This window comes from Saccharopolyspora soli (assembly GCF_022678645.1).
GTDB lineage: Bacteria > Actinomycetota > Actinomycetes > Mycobacteriales > Pseudonocardiaceae > Saccharopolyspora > Saccharopolyspora soli.
Map to the genome: position 1 here is coordinate 13,690 of NZ_JALBWV010000017.1, position 20,284 is coordinate 33,973.

18 protein-coding genes are annotated in these 20,284 nt (G+C 69.1%); 15 read left to right on the top strand and 3 right to left on the bottom strand.

All coding sequences use genetic code 11. The features are described 5' to 3' along the window. Nucleotides 1-42 precede the first annotated feature (42 nt). The 6 genes from MOQ72_RS14940 (at nt 43) to MOQ72_RS14965 (ending at nt 5,907) form a co-directional block, all read left to right on the top strand. Complete coding sequence (locus MOQ72_RS14940) at nt 43-789, top strand: FadR/GntR family transcriptional regulator (RefSeq protein WP_242184110.1); 747 nt, start codon at nt 43-45, stop codon at nt 787-789. A 147-nt stretch (nt 790-936) separates the two neighbouring features. Then, nucleotides 937-1,671 (top strand): MerR family transcriptional regulator, encoded by a 735-nt coding sequence (locus MOQ72_RS14945; RefSeq protein ID WP_242184111.1) that lies wholly within the window; start codon nt 937-939, stop codon nt 1,669-1,671. Nucleotides 1,672-1,937: 266 nt separating this feature from the next. Then, a complete protein-coding gene (locus MOQ72_RS14950) occupies nt 1,938-3,047 on the top strand; it encodes an ABC transporter substrate-binding protein (RefSeq protein ID WP_242184112.1) in 1,110 nt (369 codons plus the stop codon). After that, entirely contained in the window at nt 3,037-3,825 is a 789-nt protein-coding gene (locus MOQ72_RS14955) for an ABC transporter permease (protein ID WP_242184113.1), read from the top strand. The genes MOQ72_RS14950 and MOQ72_RS14955 overlap by 11 nt, the downstream gene beginning before the upstream one ends. Next, a complete protein-coding gene (locus tag MOQ72_RS14960; protein WP_242184114.1) occupies nt 3,801-4,577 on the top strand; it encodes an ABC transporter ATP-binding protein in 777 nt (258 codons plus the stop codon). The genes MOQ72_RS14955 and MOQ72_RS14960 overlap by 25 nt, the downstream gene beginning before the upstream one ends. Then, nucleotides 4,570-5,907: an LLM class flavin-dependent oxidoreductase gene (locus tag MOQ72_RS14965; RefSeq protein WP_308197880.1), complete on the top strand. Its 1,338-nt coding sequence runs from the start codon at nt 4,570-4,572 to the stop codon at nt 5,905-5,907. The genes MOQ72_RS14960 and MOQ72_RS14965 overlap by 8 nt, the downstream gene beginning before the upstream one ends. Nucleotides 5,908-5,988: 81 nt before the next feature. Here MOQ72_RS14965 and MOQ72_RS14970 read toward each other — a convergent pair whose 3' ends face one another. Further along, a complete protein-coding gene (locus MOQ72_RS14970) occupies nt 5,989-6,882 on the bottom strand; it encodes a MurR/RpiR family transcriptional regulator (RefSeq protein WP_242184115.1) in 894 nt (297 codons plus the stop codon). Between the two features lie 75 nt (nt 6,883-6,957). On the opposite strand from MOQ72_RS14970, the gene solA reads away from it, so the two are divergent. From solA to MOQ72_RS14990, 4 genes are read left to right on the top strand one after another with little or no spacing between them, the layout of a single operon-like run. Further along, nucleotides 6,958-8,100, top strand: coding sequence for an N-methyl-L-tryptophan oxidase (gene solA, locus MOQ72_RS14975; RefSeq protein WP_242184116.1), 1,143 nt, complete (start codon nt 6,958-6,960; stop codon nt 8,098-8,100). A gap of 17 nt (nt 8,101-8,117) precedes the next feature. Further along, nucleotides 8,118-10,181: a hydantoinase/oxoprolinase family protein gene (locus tag MOQ72_RS14980; protein WP_242184117.1), complete on the top strand. Its 2,064-nt coding sequence runs from the start codon at nt 8,118-8,120 to the stop codon at nt 10,179-10,181. Next, entirely contained in the window at nt 10,178-11,842 is a 1,665-nt protein-coding gene (locus tag MOQ72_RS14985; protein ID WP_242184119.1) for a hydantoinase B/oxoprolinase family protein, read from the top strand. Before MOQ72_RS14980 ends, MOQ72_RS14985 begins: the two co-directional genes overlap by 4 nt. Before the next feature lie 51 nt (nt 11,843-11,893). Further along, nucleotides 11,894-13,129, top strand: a complete 1,236-nt coding sequence (locus tag MOQ72_RS14990; RefSeq protein ID WP_242184121.1) for an MFS transporter — start codon at nt 11,894-11,896, stop codon at nt 13,127-13,129. Here MOQ72_RS14990 and MOQ72_RS14995 read toward each other — a convergent pair. After that, nucleotides 13,126-14,043, bottom strand: a complete 918-nt coding sequence (locus MOQ72_RS14995) for a LysR family transcriptional regulator (RefSeq protein ID WP_242184122.1) — start codon at nt 14,041-14,043, stop codon at nt 13,126-13,128. The two genes, MOQ72_RS14990 and MOQ72_RS14995, sit on opposite strands and share 4 nt — an antisense overlap. 128 nt (nt 14,044-14,171) lie before the next feature. Between MOQ72_RS14995 and MOQ72_RS15000 the strand changes: the two genes are divergently transcribed. Continuing rightward, the gene (locus tag MOQ72_RS15000) at nt 14,172-15,422 is read left to right on the top strand and encodes an MFS transporter (protein WP_242184123.1); all 1,251 of its coding nucleotides are present in this window, start codon (nt 14,172-14,174) and stop codon (nt 15,420-15,422) included. 21 nt (nt 15,423-15,443) lie between these two features. Here MOQ72_RS15000 and MOQ72_RS15005 read toward each other — a convergent pair whose 3' ends face one another. Beyond that, nucleotides 15,444-15,881: a DUF4267 domain-containing protein gene (locus tag MOQ72_RS15005; RefSeq protein WP_242184124.1), complete on the bottom strand. Its 438-nt coding sequence runs from the start codon at nt 15,879-15,881 to the stop codon at nt 15,444-15,446. 88 nt (nt 15,882-15,969) lie between these two features. On the opposite strand from MOQ72_RS15005, the gene MOQ72_RS15010 reads away from it, so the two are divergent. The 4 genes from MOQ72_RS15010 (at nt 15,970) to MOQ72_RS15025 (ending at nt 20,283) form a co-directional block, all read left to right on the top strand. Beyond that, nucleotides 15,970-16,539, top strand: a complete 570-nt coding sequence (locus MOQ72_RS15010) for a TetR/AcrR family transcriptional regulator (protein ID WP_242184125.1) — start codon at nt 15,970-15,972, stop codon at nt 16,537-16,539. Between the two features lie 97 nt (nt 16,540-16,636). Then, nucleotides 16,637-17,881: a glycosyltransferase gene (locus MOQ72_RS15015; protein WP_242184126.1), complete on the top strand. Its 1,245-nt coding sequence runs from the start codon at nt 16,637-16,639 to the stop codon at nt 17,879-17,881. 417 nt (nt 17,882-18,298) lie between these two features. Next, nucleotides 18,299-18,757 (top strand): NADH-quinone oxidoreductase subunit NuoE family protein, encoded by a 459-nt coding sequence (locus MOQ72_RS15020; RefSeq protein ID WP_242184127.1) that lies wholly within the window; start codon nt 18,299-18,301, stop codon nt 18,755-18,757. After that, nucleotides 18,754-20,283, top strand: a complete 1,530-nt coding sequence (locus MOQ72_RS15025) for a formate dehydrogenase beta subunit (RefSeq protein ID WP_242184128.1) — start codon at nt 18,754-18,756, stop codon at nt 20,281-20,283. The genes MOQ72_RS15020 and MOQ72_RS15025 overlap by 4 nt, the downstream gene beginning before the upstream one ends. Nucleotide 20,284: the final 1 nt, after the last annotated feature.

Here is a 20,284-nt window from a genome sequence, read left to right on the forward strand (position 1 = left end):
GCCGCGGCGGCCGATACCGAAGTTGAGCTGGGGGAGAGGGACGTGACCAGCCAGAACGAGACGCTGGTGCTGCAGAACCGGGCTAGCGAAGCGTTGTTCCGCGCGGTGCGCACGGGCAACGCGTTCGAGGAGACTGTGGAGCGCCTGTTGCAGGCCATCCGGCTCGGCGTGGTGGCGCCGGGGGAGCGGTTGCCCGCGGAGCGCGAGCTGGCGACTCGGCTCAACGTCAGCCGGGTGACGCTGCGGGAGGCGATCCGGGCGTTGCAGGAGTCCGGTTACGTCGAGTCCCGCCGAGGCCGCTACGGCGGCACGTTCGTCAACGTCGAACCGGCCCGACCGCACCGCAAAGGGCCGCGCCGCATCGCTCGGGAGATGGGCGTCGATCTGCACGACGCCCTGACGCACCGGCACGTGCTGGAGGTCGGCGCGGCCGAACAGGCCGCCGTCCGCGAGCTCGGCGAAGCCGAACGAGCACACCTGGTGTCGCGGCTGTCCGAAGCGGGCACCGCGGAGCTGCACAACTACCGGCGGATGGACTCGCGGCTGCACCTGGCGATCGCCGAGCTCACCGGCTCGGCGTCGCTGACCTCGGCGGTCGCCGACGTGCGGATGCGGCTCAACGAACTGCTCGACGCGATTCCCCTGCTGGAGCGAAACATCGCGCACTCCAACGAACAGCACGAGGAAGTGGTGCGCGCCATCCTCGACGGTGACCCGACCGCTGCCCGCCGGTCGATGGCCGAACACCTGGAAGGCACGGCGTCGCTGCTACGCGGCTTCCTGTCGTGAGTGCGTAACCGGGCTCCAACCCGGCTGCGCACTCACGACCCCGTTCAGGGGACGAGTGAAGGGCACCTTTTACCAAGTAAGTTGGTAAGAGGTGCCCTTCACCTCGCGTTTCGGCAGGTGCTGAACAGGGGAACTATGCTTCTTCGGGTGGCGGAATACCGGATCGACGATCTCGCTCGGGCCGCGGGCACGACCGTGCGCAACGTGCGCGTCTACCAGGACCGGGAGTTGTTGCCGCCGCCTCGTCGGGAGGGGCGGACGGCTATCTACTCCGACGCGCACTTGGTGCGGCTTCGGCTGATCATCAACATGCTGGAGCGCGGCTACGCATTCGCCCAGATCAAGGAGATGATCTCGGCCTGGGAATCCGGCCGCAGCCTCGGCGAAGTGCTCGGGCTGGAAGAGGTCGTCGGGGCTTCCTGGGCGGAAGAGGCACCGCGCGCCGTCACGGTCGCCGAGTTGCGCGAGAAGTTCGGCAAGCAGTTCGCCCCGGCCAACATCAAGCGATCGATCGAGCTGGGCTTGCTGGAGCGGCGCGGTCGCGGATTCGTCGCACCCAGCCCGCAACTGCTCGACGCGGGTGCCGAGCTGGTCGGCCTCGGGGTGCCGCTGAGCGCGGTGCTCGACCTGGCCGAGCAGTTGCAGCAGGACATCGACCACGTGGCCGGGATCCTGGTGGAGGTGGTGCGCGAGCACGTGCTGACCCGCCCGGTGCCCACCGATGACGAGATCCCGTACTACTCCGATGTGATGCAACGGCTTCGGCCATTGGTGATGTCCGCGCTCAACGCCGCCGCGGCCCGCTCGGCCGAGCGGGTGATCCCCGAAGTGCTCGGCGACCGCCTGGTCGAATTGCTGGAGCGCACCAACCAGCACTCCTGACCCGCCGAGGTTCGTCCGATGTGGACTTTCCGGGTTTCTCAGCGATTGGGACGTTGTTCCCCGACCCCGGCTCGTCCGTTTATCCTCGGCCCGTGATCTCGCCCAACACGTTCGTCGAACGACGCGCCATCGATCTGATGCGCGTCACGTGTTGCTCATGTCGTTGAGCTGACGGCACTTTCACCTCCCGGCCCTTCGGCCTCTCAACCCGATATTCGGGTCTCCTTCGTCATGCGCCTGAGAACGCGCCCAGAAGTAGGTAACAGATGTCCTCATCGCGCCTGGCCGGGCGCATTCGCCTGGCCCGACAACGAAAATCCACCACCACGACCATCGCGTCGCTGATCGCGCTGCTCGCACTCGCCGGTTGCGGCTCCGGCGGCGAAGCGGGCGGGCTGGCCGCTGATGCGCCGCTGCCCACCACCATCCCACCGGAGACCAAGCTGGTCGTCGCGGACCAGCAGGAACGGCTGCAGAGCCTGTTCCGAGCCTCCGGGGAGTTCGACAAGATGCCGGTCAAGCCCGAGTTCGCCAACTTCACCGGTGGCCCCGAGGTGCTGGAGGCGTTCCGCTCCGAGGCCGCGGACGTCGCCATCGTCGGCGATACCCCGCCGATCCACGCCCAAGCTTCCGGGGAGGACGTGCCGATCATCGCGGCGTACCAGGTCGATCCCAATTCGACCCGCTTCGCGGTGGCCCCCGGCGCGAACGTGCGCACCCTGTCGGACCTGCGGGGCAAGAAGATCGCCTACGCCGAAGGCACCGCCCAGCAGACGTCCGTGCTGCGCGCGCTGGAAAAAGCCGGTTTGACCACGAACGACGTGCAGCTCGTCAGGTTGCAGTTGGCCGAGTTCAACGACGCGGTGCGCACCGGCGCGGTCGATGTCGCACCGCTCAACGAACCCCGGCTGACCCGATTCCTCGCCCAGACCGGCGGCACGGGCACCACCCTGCCGATCGCCGACACCGACGGCACGAGCACCGGGCTCAGCTTCCTCTACACGCGGCGCGCGGCGTTGGAAGATCCCGCCAAAGCCGCAGCCATCCGGGCGTTCGTCCAGCATTTCGTCGCAGCGAGGCAGTGGGCGGCCACCCATCCCAACGAGTGGATCGACTTCTACTACGTCAAGAACCAGGGCGTGACACGTGCCGACGGCGAGCGGATCGTGGCGTCCGAAGACGAGGTCGTCTTCCCCAGGCTCGACGAATCGCTGATCGCCACCCAGCAGCACACCATCGACCTGCTGCTGGCCGACGGTGGCCTGCCCAGGCCGCTGAACGCCCACGACCACTTCGACCGGCGATTCGACGCCGTGATCGAGGACGCGGTGCAGCGGGTCGGCGCGAGTCGAGCGGAGATCCGCCATGGCGGCTGAGCGCAGACGGCTGGGGCCGGGCCGCAAGATCCCGTTCTTCCGGCTGCTCGGTCCGATCGTGCTGCTGCTGGCGTGGCAGCTGACCTCGAGTGCGGGCCTGCTGTCGCCGCACACGCTCACGCCGCCCGCGCAGGTCCTGTCGACCGCCGGGGAACTGATCGCGGATGGTCGGCTGCAATCGCACCTGCTCACGTCGTTGTGGCGGGCTTCGGTGTCGTTGCTGCTGGGCGTGTTCGTCGGGCTGGTGCTGGCGCTGGTGGCCGGGCTCAGCCGCTTCGGGGAAGCGCTGGTCGACGGGCCCGTGCAGATCAAGCGGGCGATTCCGACGCTGGCGCTGATCCCGCTGGCGATCATCTGGTTCGGCATCGGCGAAGGCATGAAGATCACGGTGGTGACGCTGGCCGTGCTGGTGCCGATCTACCTCAACACGCACGCCGCGCTGCGCGGCGTCGACGGACGGTTCGTGGAACTGGCCGAGACCGTGCGGCTGAGCCGCTGGCAGTTCGTGCGCCGGATCGCGATTCCAGGTTCGCTGCCGGGTTTCTTCACCGGGCTGCGCATGGCGGTGACGGTTTCCTGGCTGGCGTTGGTGGTGGTGGAGCAGATCAACGCGACCAGCGGCATCGGCTCGCTGATGACGCAGGCCCGCAACTACGCGCAGACCGACATCATCGTGGTGGGCCTGGTCATCTACGCCTTGTTCGGGCTGTTGTCGGACAGCGTCGTGCGATTCGCGGAAGGGCGGGTGCTGTCATGGCGCCGAACACTGGACAGCTGACCGAGCGACCCGAGAAGATCCATAGTGGACACCCTGCGGTCAAGGTGCGCAGACTGGTGCGCCGATTCGGCGACCGGGTGGTGCTCGACGGCGTGGATCTCGACATCGGGCGCGGCGAGTTCGTCGCTCTGCTGGGGCGCAGTGGCTCCGGCAAGAGCACGTTGTTGCGCGCGCTCGCCGAACTCGACCACGACGTGACCGGCAGCGGACTGGCCACGGTGCCGGACAAGCGTGCGGTCGTATTCCAGGATTCCCGGCTGTTGCCGTGGGCCAGGGTGCTCGACAACGTCGTCCTCGGCCTGTCCGGTGCCGACGCGGCCGAGCGCGGCCGGGCCGTGCTGCGCGAGGTCGGGCTCGCCGGGCGGGAGCGGTCCTGGCCAAACGCGCTCTCCGGTGGCGAGCAGCAGCGGGCCGCGCTGGCCCGTTCCCTCGTGCGGGAACCCGAACTCCTGCTCGCGGACGAACCCTTCGGCGCGCTCGATGCGCTGACCCGGATTCGGATGCATCGGCTGCTCCGGGAGTTGTGCGCGCGGCACCGGCCCGCGGTGCTGCTGGTGACGCACGACGTCGACGAGGCGATCACGCTCGCCGACCGGGTTCTGGTGCTGGACGGCGGAAAGAACGCCGTCAACCGGGAAATCGACCTGCCAGTGCCGAGATCGCACCGCGACGCGGGATTCATCGACCACCGGGATGCCCTGCTCGCCGCGCTCGGCGTCACCGAACACGATGCGGAGGAAACCAGTGAGTGACCGGAAACTGCACCTCAACGCGTTCCTGATGAGCGTAGGGCACCACGAGGCGGCGTGGCGGCTGCCGGAGAGCGATCCGGCGGCGAACACCAGCCTGGACCACTACGTGAAGCTGGCGAGGATCGCCGAACGCGGCACCTTCGACTCGGTGTTCCTCGCCGATGCACCCGCGCTGCGCGTGGACGTCGGCCAGCGCCCGGCCACCACGCTGGAGCCGACCGTGCTGTTGACCGCGCTGGCGACCGCCACCGAACGGATCGGGTTGATCGCCACCGCGTCCACGACCTACAACGAGCCCTACAACCTGGCCCGCCGGTTCGCTTCGCTGGACCACATCAGCGGCGGCCGGGCGGGCTGGAACATCGTCACCAACGCGGTAGTGGAAGCGGCGCGCAACTTCAACCTGGACGAGCTGCCTTCGCACCGCGCCCGCTACCGACGCGCCCAGGAATTCGTCGAAGTCTCCCGGAAGCTCTGGGACAGCTGGGAAGACGACGCCGAAGTGGGCGACAAGTCCGGGGTCTGGGCGGACGAGCGCAAGGTGCACGCCATCGATCATCGGGGCGAGCACTTCACGGTTCGCGGTCCGCTGAACGTGCCCCGCCCGCCGCAGGGCCATCCGTTGCTGGTGCAAGCCGGTTCTTCCGAAGACGGCAAGGCGCTGGCCGCGCGCTTCGCCGAAGCCGTGTTCACCGCGCAGCAGACCCTGGACGAGGGCAAGGCGTTCTACGCCGATCTCAAGGAACGCGCGCGGCAGTTCGGTCGTGCCGCGGAGACGATCAAGATCCTGCCGGGCATCGTGCCGGTCGTCGGCAGCACCGAAGCCGAGGCCCGGAAACTGGAGGCCGACCTGCGCGACCACATCGTGCACCGCTACGCGTTGCAGCGGCTGTCCGGCACGTTGGGCATCACGCTGACCGAGGACGACCTCGACCGGCGGCTTCCGGCGGAACTGCCCGGCGAGGAGCAGATCGAGACCGCCAAGAGCCGCTACACGCTGGTGGTCGACTTGGCCAGGAGGGAGGACCTGACGGTGCGGGAGATCATCCACCGCCTCGGCGGCGGCCGGGGTCACCGCACGTTCACCGGCACGCCCGAGCAGATCGCCGACACCATCGAGAAGTGGTTCACCAGCGGCGCCGCCGACGGGTTCAACGTGATGCCCCCGGTGCTCCCGTCAGGATTGGAGTCCTTTGTGGACGGCGTGGTGCCAATCCTCCGCCAACGCGGCCTGTTCCGCGCCGAGTACACCGGCAGGACGCTGCGCGACCACTACGGCCTGAGCCGCCCTGCCAACCAGTACGCCGAATCCCACAAGGCCGTGGTCTGAGCCCGACTCCGGTCGTGAGTGGTCGTGGTCGTCCTAGCGGCCATCGCCACTCACGACTACTGGCACGCGGGCATGGCCGAGTCACAGCTCTGGTAGGCGGCTGATGTCCAGGTTGGTTCCGGCGATTTCGGTTCGCAGGGCGTTGAGCCGCTGGTAGTGCTCGACCGCTGCGGTGCGTTCGGTGGCGACCAGTTCCAGGACCAGCGCGTGCAGGATGGTCAGCGGCGCGATCAGTTCGTTCGCCGCGCCTTCGGTGGAGTCCGGCAGTGGCAGCACGATGTCGGCCTCGGTTTCTCCGGCTTCGTCGATCGCTTCGGTCAGCAGCACGCTGCTCGCGCCGGTTCGGTGTGCGTGGTCGAGGACGATGCCGATTTCGCGGAAGACCCGCAGCGGCGCCACCACGACCACTGCGTGCGAGGCGTGCAGCCGCAGAAGTTCGTCGGCGAGGCGGAAGCCCGTCGCGGTCCACGCATCCGCTGCCTTGCCCGCGCGTCGCAGGCTCAGCGCGAGGTGGTCGGCGACGGCTGCGCTGGGGCCGATGCCGTAGGTCCAGACGTGCTCGGCGTCGCGCAACGCCGCGACCGTGCGCGACCACTCGACGCTGTCGATGAGCGCGGGCACTTCGCTGAGCAGTGCCAGTCCGGCGTCGATCACCGGTTGCAGCACCCCGTGCTCGGCCGTGCGCAGCCGTCGCACCCGGTCGTCTAGCACCTGTGCGGGATCGCGGCGGCGGGCCAGGTGGTCGACCAGGCTGCGCTTGAGGTCGCCCAGCCCTTCGAAGCCGAGCTTGCGCGCCGTGCGGATCACCGTGGCGTCGCTGGTGCCAGTGGCCTCGCCGAGCTTGGCGGCCGAGGAGATCGCCGCCTCCTCGGGGTGGCGTTGCAGGTAGTCGGCGACCGCACGCTCACCGCTGGCCAGCTTTCCGGCGCTGTTTCTGATTCGTTGCCCCAACGACTCGCTACGTGAAGTGTTCACGTCGTCCATTGTCCCCTCGCGAAGTGAATGCTACGTTCCTGGTCTGTTGGAGCCACCGCTTCCTGCGGAGACGCGATGAAACCACTTCAGCAGTCGAGTATCGCCGTGATCGGTGTGGGGACGATGGGCAGCCAGGTCCTCCACCGGCTCGCGGCCGACGGGGTGCGAGCCACCGGGTTCGAGCAGTTCGACGTCGGCCACCAGCGCGGCGCCGCTGGCGGCGAGACCCGCATCTTCCGGGTCGCCTACAAGGAAGGCGGCGGTTACGTGCCGCTGCTGCGCGAGGCGCGGGCCGCCTGGCTGGAACTCGGCGCGCAGACCGGTGTCGAACTCCTCGAACCCTGCGGTGCCCTGACCATCGGCTCGGCCGAGGACCCCGACGTGCGCACCGTCGTGGACGTGACGCGGGAGTGGGGGCTCGACGTCGAGCAGCTCGACCACCGCGAGGCCGCTCGGCGGTTCCCCCAGCACCGGCTCTTCGGCGACGACTTGGTGCTCCTGGACCGGCAGGGCGGCCTGCTGCACCCGCAGCGCGCCGTGGCCGAAACCGCTTTGCTCGCGGAGAAAGCTGGGGCCCGCATCCATCCCAGCACCACTGTGGTCGATGTCGTCGATCGCGGCACCGGGGTGGCCGTGCACTACCGCCAGGGCGACGAGATCCAGGTCGCGGAGTACGACCAGGCGGTGGTGTGCACCGGGCCGTGGATCACCCGCAGCGTTCCGGCGATCGCCCGCGACGTGCAGATCCGCCGGGCGGTGCTGTGCTGGTTCGAGGCCGGTCCGAATTGGGTGCCCGAGCGCTTCCCGGTGGGCATTCGGCGCAGCGGCGGGGAGAACGTCTACTCCTTCTTCCCGGACGTCGGAGGTGGCGTGAAGATCAACCTGCACGTCGAGAAGTCCGTTGTGGACGATCCCGACGCGCTTGATCCGGTGGTGGCGCAGGAGTACGTCGCCCGCGTGTCCGCGGCCGTGTCGCGCGGCCTGACCGGTCTGCCGCCGAAACCCGCTGCCGTGCGCACCTTCATGGAGGGTTACACCGCGGACAACCACGGCATCATCGGTCGCGACCCGCAGCGGCCGAACGTGCTGGTGATGGGCGGGTTCTCCGGTCACGGCTTCAAGCTGGCACCGGTGTTCGCCAGGGCGGCGGTGGACCTGCTGGGCACCGGCCGCACCGACGTGCCGATCGACCGCCTGTCGCTGTCCCGGCTGCACTGACCATCGAAGGGCTCACCATGCTGCGCATCGGGATCGACGTCGGCGGCACGTTCACCGACGTGACCGCGCTGGACACGACCACCGGCCGCTTCCACATCCACAAGCTCCCGTCCACCACCGACGACCAGTCCGTGGCCGTCGCCGAAGGGGTCCGCGCGGTGCTGCGACAGGCCGGGGCCGACCCCGGCGCGGTCGGCTACCTCGGCCACGGCACGACGGTGGCGACCAACACCGTGCTGGAGTCCAACGGTGCTCGTACCGCGCTGGTGACCACCGCTGGCCTGCGCGATGTCCTGGAGATCGGGCGGCAGCAGCGTCCCGACCTCTACGACCTGGACGCCGACAAGGCGCCGTCGCTGGTTCCCCGATCACTGGTGCACGCCGTGGTGGAGCGGATGTCCGCCGAGGGCAAGGTGCTCGCACCGCTGGACAGCGACGACCTGGCGGCCGTGCTGGAAGACGTGCGGGCGGCCGGGCCGGAAGCGGTTGCGGTCTGCTTCCTGCACAGCTACCGCAATGCCAGCCACGAAGTGGAGGTCGCCGATGCGCTGCGGGCCGCGCTGCCCTCGGCGTACGTGTGCGCGTCCGCCGAGATCGCACCGGTGTTCCGCGAGTTCGAGCGGTTTTCCACCACGGTGGTCAACGCCTACGTCGGGCCGCGGATCAACCGGTACATGTCACGACTCGCCGAGCGGATCCGGGCCACCGGCGTGCCGGTCGAGCCGAAGGTGATCGGGTCCAGCGGCGGCATGATGTCGCTGGAGTCGGTGGGCCGCTACCCGGTGACCACCCTGCTGTCCGGGCCGTCTGCTGGAGTCGTCGCCGCGACGCACGTGGCGGCGCAAGCCGGTTTCCGCGACCTGATCACCTTCGACATGGGTGGCACGAGCACCGATGTGTGCCTGGTGCGCGACGGGCGGGCGCTGGTGTCGTCGCAGCGGCGCATCAACGATCGGCCGGTTCGCACGCCATCGCTGGACATCCACACCGTCGGTGCCGGTGGCGGCAGCATCGCGCGGGTGGACCCCGGCGGCGCGCTGGAGGTCGGCCCCAGCAGCGCCGGTTCGCAGCCAGGTCCAGCCGCCTACGGGCGCGGCGGGACGGAGCCGACCGTCACCGACGCGAACGTCCTACGTGGACGGTTGAACCCGGAGTACATCCTGGGTGGCGCCCTGGAAGTGGACCTTTCGGCGGCGGAGCGCGCCGTGGACGGCACCGCACGGGCGATGCGCACCGACCTGGCCACCGCCGCGCGGGGGATCGGGCGGATCGCGGCGGTCAACATGGCCGGTGCGGTGCGCAAGGTTTCCGTGGAAGCCGGGGAGGATCCGCGCAGCTGCGTGCTGGTCGCCTTCGGCGGTGCGGGTCCGCTGCACGCCGTCGAGGTAGCGCGCGAGGTCGGCATGAGCACCGTGCTCGTCCCGCCGAATCCGGGCACGCTGTGCGCGCTCGGCCTGCTGGTCACCGACATCCGCACCGAGTTCACCAAAGCCGTGCTGGCCGAAGCCGTCGACAGCGACCTGGACAAGCTCAACGAAGTGCTGCACGAGGTGCACGGTTCGGCCCGCTCCTGGCTGGCCGCCGAAGCACCATCCGATGTGGACACTTCGATCACCGGGGTGGCGAGGATGCGCTACGCCAAGCAGAACTTCGAGCTGTCCGTGCCGTTGCCGCAGCGGGTGATCGATGCCGCGCGGTTCGACGCCGATGCGGTGGCCGAGATCGTGGCGGCTTTCCACCGGCAGCACACCAAGAGCTACGGATTCGCCCATCGCGACGCCCCGGTGCGGATCGTCGAGGTGCAGCTGACCGCGGCCGCCGCGGTGGAAAAACCTGGCATGCCCGTGATCACCGAAGGCGACGACCCGGCCACCGCGCGGATCGGCGAACGCACCGTCGACTTCGACGAGACCGGTCCGGTTCCCACCCCGATCTACGACCGGGCGGGTCTGGGGGCGGGCACCGTGCTGCCCGGCCCAGCCATCGTCGAACAGCTCGACACCACCACGGTCATCACCCCGTCGGCCACCGCGCGCGTCGACCGCTACGGCAACCTCGTCCTCGAACTGGAGCCGCGATGAGCACCCCCGACCCCATTACCGTGCAGGTCATCGGCGCATCGCTGGTGACCATCGCCGAGGAGATGGGTGCGGTGCTGCGCCGGGCGAGTTATTCGACGAACATCAAGGAGCGCGCGGACTGCTCCACCGCGCTGTTCGACGAGCACGGCAAACTCGTGGCGCAGGCCGAGAACATGCCGATCCACATGGGATCGATGACCGGCCTGATCGACTCGCTGGAAGCCTCGAAGCTGCCCGTCCGACCCGGCGACGTGTTCGTCACCAACGACCCGTACCACGGCGGCGGCACCCACCTGCCCGACATCACGATGGTCAAGCCGGTGTTCGCCGACGACGAGCTGATCGGCTACAGCGCCAACATCGCGCACCACTCCGACATCGGCGGCCGGGTGCCGGGCAGCAACGCGGGCGACTCGAACTCGCTGTTCCAGGAGGGCTTGCGCATCCCGCTGGTCAAGTTCGCGACCGCCGACGGGGTCGAGCAGGCGCCGCTGGCGTTCATCGAACTCAACTCGCGGCTGCCGCAGGAGCGGCGCGGCGACATGCTGGCGCAGTTGGCGTCGGTGGAGATCGGGGAGCGGCAACTGCGCGAGGTGCACCAGCGCTACGGCCGGGACACCGTTCGCGCCGCCACCGCGTACCTGCTCGAACACTCCCGGAAGCGGTTGGCCGCGGCGTTGCGGGCGGTCGCGGACGGGACTTACCGGTTCCGCGATCTGATGGACCCCAGCGACGGTCCGGCGACCGAGATCGCGGTGGCCATCACCGTCGATGGCGAGTACATCGCGCTGGACTTCGCCGGTACCGGACCGCAGAGCCCGGTCGGCATCAACGTGGTGCGCCCGGCTCTGGAAGCAACGGTCTACTACGCGCTGAAAGCGGTGCTGGATCCGGGAATCCCACCCAACGGCGGGTTCTTCGACGCGGTGCGGATCGCCGCGCCGCCCGGCAGCATCGTCAACCCGGTCGAGCCCGCACCGGTCACCGCGCGCACCGACACCTGCCAGCGGGTCGCCGACGTGGTGCTGGGCGCGCTGGCCGAAGCGGTCCCGCAGCGGGTGCCCGCCGCCAGCCACAGCACCGTCACCTACGTGACGTTCTCCGGGGAGGACGACGGGCGGTTCTTCGTCTACCCCGAAGTCGTCGCAGGTGGTGGCGGCGCGCGGACCACGAAGGACGGGCTGGACGCGATCCAGGTGCACATCACGAACTCCTCGAACCTGCCCATCGAGGCGTTGGAGCAGGAATATCCGCTGCTGGTCGACACCTACGAGCTGATCGCCGACTCGGGCGGCGCGGGCACCCACCGCGGCGGCCTCGGCGTGCGACGGGATGTGCGGATCCTCTGCGACCACGCGGAATTCTCCGCGCACGCCGACCGGCAGACGACCAGGCCGTGGGGTCTAAGCGGCGGGCGGGACGGCGGTCTCGGCCGGTTCGTCGTCAACCCGGGCAGGGACGACGAACGGCAACTGCCCGGCGGCCGGGTTTCCGGCGTGCAGTTGCGCAAGGGCGACGTGCTCCGCGTGGAAAGCCCAGGCAGCGGTGGATTCGGCGACCCGGCGCGGCGCTCGCCCGAGCAGGTGCGCGAAGACCTGCGCAACGGGCGCATCACCGAGCAGGCGGCGCGCGACGACTACGGATTCAGGTCAGCGGACTGAAATGCGGCGAATTTCAACGACGGGCTCGCAACTCCCGATTGGAGTGCCGGTATGACGACCACCTCGACCGCTCCGAGCACCGCGGACAGATCCCTGGTGCGCCGCGTGACCTGGGCGACCTGGTCGGGTTGGGGCCTGGACGGCTTCACGAACCAGATGTTCCCGCTCGCGCTCAGCGGCATCATCGCGACCCTCGGCCTCACCACCGCGCAAGGCGGGCTGGCGACTTCCAGCGCGCTCATCGCCTCGGCGCTGGGCGGTGTCGTCGGCGGCCGGTTGGCCGACCGGTTCGGCCGGGTCCAGGTCCTGGTGCTGGTGATCAGTGCGTACGCGCTGTTCACCGGTCTGACCGCGACCTCGCAGAACTTCGAGCAACTGCTGCTGTGGCGGACCCTCGAAGGTTTCTTCTTCGGCGCGGAGTGGCCGGTCGGCGCGGCGCTGATGGCCGAGTACGCGGCACCGGAGCGGCGGGGGAGGGCGTTGGCCTGGATCCAGTCGGCGTGGGCGGTCGGTTGGGGCGCCGCCAACCTCGCCTACGTGCTCAGCCATGCCTGGCTGCCGGAGACGGTCGCGTGGCGGGTGATGTTCGCCGTCGGCATCCTGCCTGCGGTGGTGGCGTTGCTGATCCGGCGAAACCTGCGCGACGTGCCAACGGTGCGGGTGCCGCGAAAGCCGCGTGAGAAGGGTGCTTTCGGTGAGCTCTTCGCCGCGGGGCTGCGCAAGTACACCGTGCTGGGCACGCTGTTCGGGGCGACCGGGCTGGCCAGCACGTATGCGTTGCAGACCTGGATTCCGCTCTACTTGAAGGAAGAACGCGGGCTCAGCGTCAGCGACACGGCGATGTACATCTGGTTCATGATCGTCGGCAACTGGCTCGGCTACGTGCTCGGCGGACACGTGCACGACCGGATCGGACGACGTTGGGCGTTCACCGCCTTCTACTTCGGCACCGCGGTGTTCGGGTTCCTGTTCATGGCGGTCCCGGTCGACGCGCTCTGGTACAACTTGCTGCTCGCGCTCGTGGTGGGCTTCTTCATCTCGGCCCAGGCGTCCGGCAAGGGAGCGCTGTTCACCGAACTGTTCCCGGCTCGGGTGCGCGGAACCGGGGCGGGTATCACCTACAACGTTGGTCGTGGTGTCGCCGCGTTCAGCCCGGCGCTCATCGGCTGGGCCTCGGACGGCATCGGCCTGGGCAGCGCCATCGTCACGGTGCTGATGATCTGCACGGCGCTCACGGTCCTGTTCATCTGGCTGCTACCGGAAACCAAGGGCCGAGTGCTCGACTAGCGAGCCCATTCCGGTGTCCACGTCTTGGCATCGTGGTCGGGCTGCTTGGCGTGGAGGTAGTCGTTGAGCGCGCCGAGCGCCGGGTGCGGGTTGTCGCTGCGCCAGATCAGCGAGTGCGGGTAGACCGGTGTCGGGGCGTGCACGGCGATGCGTCGCAAGCCGTAGTCGGCGGGCCAGAGCAACCGCGTCTGCTCGCCGACGAAAGTCGCGAGTGTCGAGGAGTCGGCGATCATGTCCAGCAGCGGCTCGATGCCGAAGTTGGGGCCGGTCGCGTCGATGGTGAGCCCGAACGCGGCGGCGAGCCCGTCGTAGTAGGCGGCCCACTCCGTACCGGTGACGATGCCTGGCATCCAAATCCGGTGCCCGGCGAGCTCGGCGGGCGTGACCGCACGGGCGGCGGCGAGTTCGTGGGTCGGTCCGGTGAGGAGCTGGATGGGCTCGTCGAGGACGCGGGCGGCCTCGACGTGGTCGGGGAGTTGCCGGGTGAGGGCGCGGAAGGACGCGTCGATCGTGCCGGTGCGGACGGCGGAAATCGCCGCGTCGGCATCGAAGAGGGTCACGACATCGAGTTCGGTCTCGGGATGCGCGCGGTGGAAGTCGCGCAGCAGTCCTGCTGGTGCGAGCCGTCGACCGATCACGTCGACGCGCAGCGCACGGCGGCCGGGCCGCACGGAGGCGGCAGCCCGCTCTGCGGCTTCGAGGAGATTGCGGGCGTGGGGCAGGAACGCCTGCCCGTCGATGGTGAGTTGGGCTCCGCGCGCAGTGCGGGTGAACAGCCGCACACCGAGCTCCTTCTCCAGCCCGGCGATGCGCTTGGAGACGGCTTGCTGGGTGATCGACAGGTCGGCAGCGGCTTCCTGGAACTGACCCGCGTCGGCGGCGGCGACGAAGGTGCGCACAGCATCCAGATCCACGCCGACTGACCTTAGCCGCACAACTGATCGTTGTGGCTCGCCGACTGATCGGTTGTTTGACCTGCTGGTGTGCTGCTCGCTTTGATATCGCTGGTCAACGTGGCGTTGTTCGGTTGAGGCGGGGTGCGGTGAGAAGGCGGTCGTTGGGGCGGCGGTTCGGGTGGCTCTGGTCGGCGTATGCGGTCAGCACTTTAGGTACGTTCTTGGCGTTCGACGCGTTCGCCTTGATCGCGATCCTGGTGCTGCACGCCGGGCCAGCCGAGGTGTCCGTGCTGGCGGCAGCGGGCATGGCGGTGGGGGCGGTGCTGGCGGTGCCGCTGGGGCCGTGGGTGGAGTTCCGCCGCAAGCGGCCGGTGATGGTCGCGATGGACCTGATCCGGTTCGCGGCGGTGCTGAGCGTTCCCGCCGCCTTCGCGCTCGGCTGGCTCAGCTTCGCCCAACTCCTGGTCGTGTCGATCATCGTCGGCGCGGCCGACATCGCTTTCAAGGCGGCCAGCGGCGCATGCCTGAAAGCGCTCGTCCGGCCGGAAGACCTGCTCATCGCCAACGGCCGGTTCGAGTCCACGACGTGGACCGCCACCGCGCTCGGGCCGCCGCTCGGCGGGGCGCTGATCGGGTTGTTCGGTCCGGTGACCACCGTGGCGGCCAACGCGGTCAGCTATCTGCTCTCGGCAGCCGGGATCCGCGCGATCGGCGGGAATGAGCCGCATCCCGAGCGGGGCGCGCCACGACTTCGAGCCGGTGACCTGCTCGGAGCGTGGCGGTACATCCTGACCCACCCGGCGCTGCGCCCGCTGTTCCTCAACACGATCCTGGTCAACGGCCTGATCATGGCGACGGCACCGCTGGTCGCCGTCCTCATGCTCGGCAGCCTCGGGTTCGCGCCCTGGCAGTATGGCCTCGCGTTCGGCGCCCCCTGCGTCGGCGGCCTCATCGGCGCACGACTGGCTCCCCGACTCGTCGCTCGGTTCGGACAGCACAAGGTCATGCTCGTCGCCGGGGCGCTGCGCTCCTGCTGGTCGCTCGGGTTGGCCTTCGTCAGCCCCGGCGCTGGCGGGCTGGTGCTCGTCATCGCCGTGCAACTCGGCTTGGTCACCTCGGTGGGCGTGTTCAACCCGGTGTTCGCCACCTACCGGCTCAACCGGATCGAAGCGGGCCGGATCGCCCGCACCCTGGCCGCGTGGTCGATCACCAGCAACGCGACCATCGCGGCACTGACTGCCCTGTGGGGATTGCTGGCCAGCATCACCAGCCCTCGCGCCGCGATCGCGATCGCCGGACTCGTCATCCTGGCCACCCCGCTCCTGCTCCGCCGAATCGACCGAACACCACAGCGCGAAGGGGATTTGGCCCATGATGCCCCCGCAATTCGCCGCTGACGCCCGGAGGCCGCGGTGGCTTCAGCGAACTGCGGGCTGGACCGACGGGTTCGGATTCGTCGCGGCGGTGTTGGGCAGCGGTCGTTCGCGGAGCAGGAGCACGGCCGCCACGATCACGACCGCGCCCGTGGCCGCGTGGATGCCCAGTGCGGCGGCCATCGTGCCTCCATGGGTCAGGACGGCGATGGCGTCGCCGAACGGGATGATCGCGTCGGCGAGCATTACCCAGCCCAAGGCCCGCCGTTGGCGCAGCGCGAGCAGGATGAAGAGCACGATCGCGCAGACCAGGTCGCGAACGCCCTTGACGACGAAGTAGCCCGCCGCGTCGCCCTGCGGCCAGTTGGGGATGCCGAAGCCCGCCGCCGCTCCGTGCGGGTCGACCAGGAAACGCACGCCGAACGAGACCACGAAGAGCCCGAGCAGGACGGTCAATCCGGTGTTGAAGCGCCGCAACGACATCACTACCTCCAGTTTCTAGCGCCGATCTGTGCGCTAGCGACGCTAGCAGTAGCGATGATTGGTTGTCTAGCAGTGCTAGGATCCGCTCATGTCTGTGAAAGAACGCAAGGAACGGGAGCGGGCCGAACGCCACCGGTTGATCATCGAGGCGGCGCGGGAGCTGGCCGAGGCTGAAGGCTGGGACGCGGTCACCACGCGGCGGTTGGCGGACCGGGTCGAATACAGCCAACCGGTGCTGTACAGCCACTTCAACGGCAAGGACGCGATCGTCGCCGCGGTGGCCATCGAAGGCATCGGGGAACTCGCCGTCGAGCTCCGCCGGGCTCGCACGAGTCGTCGTGCGCCCAAAGCCGCCCTGCGCGCGCTGGCCGACGCCTACCTGGGCTTCGCCCGGAACCGGCCTGCGCTCTACGAGGCGATGTTCGTGCGCCCCACCGACATCCCGTTCGGCACCGCGGATTCGCCCGCCGCGCTTCGGGAGGCGTTCGGTGAATTCCTCGCGGTGCTCGAACCGGTGGCCAGGGACCGCGACCCGGAAACCCTCGCCGAAGTCTTCTGGAGCGCCCTGCACGGGTTGGCTGTCCTCACCCGCGCCGACCGACTCCGCACCAGCCACCACAAGGCCCGCCTCGACCTGCTGATCGACAGCCTCGGCTAGGTCGCCGGTACGCGACCGGCCCGGATGGACCGCCAGGTCGTGAGTGCTTGACCGGGTTGGAGCCCGCTTCCGCACTCACGACCCCATACTGGGCCATGTGAGAGTTCTGATCATCGCTGCCGGGTCGCGTGGGGACGTCGCGCCGTATGTCGGGCTGGGGCAGCGGATTCGGGACGCCGGGCATTCGGTCGCGGTTGCCGCGCACCGGCCGTTCGGCGAGCTGGTGCGCGAGAACGGGTTGGAGTTCCGCGAGATTCCCGGCGAGCTGGCGGATCTCGTCTCGCATGCACCTGACAGCAGCCTCTCGCCGAGGTTCATGGCACAGCGCATCAAGCAGACCACGCGCTACTTCACCGACGTCGGACGCGGTGTGCTGGATGTGGCCAAGCAGGGCGCTGACGTGCTGTTGCAATGCGGGACCGTGCCGTTCGGCTATCACGTCGCCAAGGGTTTGGGCATCCCGAGCATGGGTGTCTACCTGCAACCCATCGAACCTTCCGGGGACTTCCCGCCGATCCTGTTCCACACCGCGCGGTCCATCGGGCAGCGCGCGAACCGGACGTTGGGCCACATGGCGTTGGCGTCGCTTTTCCCGCTCAACCGCGTGGTGAACGAATTGCGCGCGGAACTCAGGTTGCCGCGCATCGGCCCTCTGCAGACGTTGGCGGAGCAGCGGGTCGAGCGGTGGCCGATCTTCCACGGGTTCTCCCCGGCGGTTCTGCCACGCCCGGCCGACTGGCGGGACGGGCTGTCGGTGGTCGGGTACTGGTGGCCACCCAGCCAGGCGGATTGGTCACCGCCCCAGGAACTGGTGGATTTCTTGTCCGCCGGGCCGCCGCCGGTGTTCATCGGCTTCGGCAGCATGGCCGCCGGGCACGGGCAGCGGCTTTCCGCGTTGGTGGGTGCCGCCGTGCGCCATGCCGGGGTGCGGGCGGTCGTGCAGCGCGGTTGGGCCGGGCTTTCGGTTCCCGCCGACGACGTGCTCACCGTCGGAGAGGTGCCGCACGAGTGGCTGTTCCCGCAGGTGAGTGCGGTGGTGCAGCACGCGGGCGCAGGCACCACCGGGGCCGCGTTGCGGGCCGGAGTGCCGACCGTCGCGGTGCCGATGTTCGCCGATCAGCCGCTGTGGGCCTCGCGGATCGTCGCGCTCGGGGTGGGACCAGCACCGGTGCGGATGCAGCACTTGACGCCTGAGCGGCTCGGCGACGCGATCCGACAGGCGCTCGCCTGGCCGCGCTACCGGACGAACGCCGCGCGGCTGGCGGAGCGGATTCGTGCCGAGGACGGCACGGCACCGGTAGTCGAGGCGCTGCACCGGCTTTCGACCGGAGAATCGGAGTGATGAGCGGGCGCGGATATGTGCTCAACGGGCGCAATCGAATCTGCAAAGAGAGTGCGTGGCGTTTTGGGGCGGTGCGGGTAATGTTCCCCAATTCAGCCTCTTCCAGCCTGGGCAGCAATCTTCGCAGGGTGCGTGGCTCCCCAGGGGTCGTGAGTGGCGATGGCCGCTAGAACGACCATAGCCACTCACGACACCTAGCCCGTGGTTACCGCGGGATCACGGTTGGAACACGCCAATTCCCCCCGCCGTGACCTGCGGTTGCCCCGCGGGAGCGGTGTTGTCCGGCGAGTTATCGAGTTCCGTCGGATTGTGCACGCATGATAGTTCGCAGCTATCGAGCGATAGGCAGTTTCGCGTTGAACCAGCTCTCCCACGATGCAAATGTGGAGCGAATCTACACGTCGGAGTGGAGTCGTGATGACGATCGCGGAGCAGGTGCGTGCTGTCGTTGAGACGCATCGGGGAGAGCGGGGGGCGCTGTTGCCCATCCTGCATCGCATCCAGGACGAGTTCGGGTACATCGATCCCGAGGTGGTGCCGGTGCTGGCCGCCGAGCTGAACATCTCCCGTGCTGACGTCCACGGCGTCATCACCTTCTACTCCGATTTCCGCTCCGATCCCGCGGGCACCAGCACCGTGCGCCTGTGCCGGGCGGAGGCGTGCCAGTCGGTGGGCGCGGAGAAGCTGGTCGAGGACGCGCAGCAGGTGTTCGGCATCAAGGTCGGCGAGACCACCCCGGACCGGTCCGTGACGCTGGATCAGGTGTTCTGCCTGGGCAACTGCGCGCTCGGCCCCGCCGCGCAGATCAACAACAAGCTCTACGGGCGGGTCGACCGGAGCAGGCTCGTCGAGATCCTCGCGGAGGACAAAGCATGATCACCGTCTACGTTCCCGCCGACTCGGCCGCCTCCTCGGTCGGGGCCGACGAGGTCGCCGCCACCATCCAGCGCGAGACGAGCGAACCGGTCCGCGTCGTGCGCAACGGATCTCGCGGCATGCTGTGGCTTGAGCCACTGGTCGAGGTCGAGACCGAGCGGGGCCGCGTCGGCTACGGCCCCGTCACCCCGGCCGCGGTGCCCGACCTGCTCGCCGCGGGCATGCTGCGGGGCGCGGACCACGAGCTGTGCCGAGGAGTTGTCGACGAACTGCCCTGGATGCGCGACCAGCACCGGCTGTGCTTCGCCAGGGTCGGTATCACCGACCCACTGTCCACAACGGACTACGAGGCCCACGGTGGGATGGCCGGACTGCGCAAGGCGATCGAGCTCGACCCCGCCGACGTGGTCCAGGAGGTCACCGACTCCGGCCTGCGCGGTCGCGGCGGCGCGGGCTTCCCGGCGGGCATCAAGTGGAACACCGTCCGCAAGGAGGACGGCCCGCTGAAGTTCGTGTGCTGCAACGCGGACGAGGGCGACTCCGGCACCTTCGCCGACCGGATGCTGATGGAAGGCGACCCGTTCTGCCTCATCGAGGGCATGACGATCGCCGCGTACGCCGTTGGCGCGACCGAGGGTTACATCTACATCCGCTCCGAATATCCCGACGCGGTGAACACGATGCGCCGCGCCATCGACATCGCGTACGCGCACGGCTGGCTCGGCGAGAGCGTGCTCGGCGCTGGTTTCCAGTTCGACCTGCACGTCCGGGTGGGCGGCGGCGCGTACATCTGCGGCGAGGAAACCTCCATGCTGGAGAGCCTGGAGGGCAAGCGCGGAATGGTCCGCTCCAAGCCGCCGATCCCCGCGATCACGGGTCTGTTCGGCAAGCCGACCGTCGTCAACAACGTGCTCACACTGGCCAGCGTCCCGACGATCCTCGCCGAGGGTGCCAATGCCTACGCGGACCTCGGCGTCGAACGCTCCCGCGGCACGCAGGTCTTCCAACTGGCCGGGAACATCGCACGCGGCGGGATCTTCGAGGCCGCGTTCGGCATCACGATCGAAGAGCTCGTCAACGGTTACGGCGGCGGCACCGCCTCCGGCAGGCCGGTGCGGGCCGTGCAGATCGGCGGGCCGCTCGGCTCGTACGTGTCGCCGTCGCAGTTCGACCTGCCGATGGACTACGAGGCGCTGGCGGCGGCTGACGCGATGCTCGGCCACGGCGGCATCGTGGTGTTCGACGACACCGTGGACATGGCCGCGATGGCCCGCTTCGCCTTCGAATTCTGCGCCGAGGAGTCCTGCGGCAAGTGCACGCCGTGCCGCGTCGGCGCGGTGCGCGGCGTCGAGGTGATCGACAAGATCACCGGCGGCGAGGACCGCGACGGCAACTTGGCCCTGCTGGGCGACCTCTGCGAACTCATGACCGACGGCTCGCTGTGCGCGATGGGCGGCCTCACCCCGAACCCGGTGAAGAGTGCGCTCGCGCACTTCCCCGAAGACTTCCTGAAGGAGGCGAAGTAGC

What these genes read in the sequence shown, in the direction of transcription:
- MOQ72_RS14950 (WP_242184112.1), top strand. Translation starts at nt 1,938, where the DNA reads ATGTCCTCATCGCGCCTGGCCGGGCGCATTCGCCTGGCCCGACAACGA.
- MOQ72_RS14990 (WP_242184121.1), top strand. Translation starts at nt 11,894, where the DNA reads ATGACGACCACCTCGACCGCTCCGAGCACCGCGGACAGATCCCTGGTG.
- MOQ72_RS15025 (WP_242184128.1), top strand. Translation starts at nt 18,754, where the DNA reads ATGATCACCGTCTACGTTCCCGCCGACTCGGCCGCCTCCTCGGTCGGG.
- MOQ72_RS14980 (WP_242184117.1), top strand. Translation starts at nt 8,118, where the DNA reads ATGCTGCGCATCGGGATCGACGTCGGCGGCACGTTCACCGACGTGACC.
- solA (WP_242184116.1), top strand. Translation starts at nt 6,958, where the DNA reads ATGAAACCACTTCAGCAGTCGAGTATCGCCGTGATCGGTGTGGGGACG.
- MOQ72_RS15005 (WP_242184124.1), bottom strand. Translation starts at nt 15,881, where the DNA reads ATGTCGTTGCGGCGCTTCAACACCGGATTGACCGTCCTGCTCGGGCTC.
- MOQ72_RS14960 (WP_242184114.1), top strand. Translation starts at nt 3,801, where the DNA reads ATGGCGCCGAACACTGGACAGCTGACCGAGCGACCCGAGAAGATCCAT.
- MOQ72_RS15010 (WP_242184125.1), top strand. Translation starts at nt 15,970, where the DNA reads ATGTCTGTGAAAGAACGCAAGGAACGGGAGCGGGCCGAACGCCACCGG.
- MOQ72_RS14985 (WP_242184119.1), top strand. Translation starts at nt 10,178, where the DNA reads ATGAGCACCCCCGACCCCATTACCGTGCAGGTCATCGGCGCATCGCTG.
- MOQ72_RS15020 (WP_242184127.1), top strand. Translation starts at nt 18,299, where the DNA reads ATGACGATCGCGGAGCAGGTGCGTGCTGTCGTTGAGACGCATCGGGGA.
- MOQ72_RS14955 (WP_242184113.1), top strand. Translation starts at nt 3,037, where the DNA reads ATGGCGGCTGAGCGCAGACGGCTGGGGCCGGGCCGCAAGATCCCGTTC.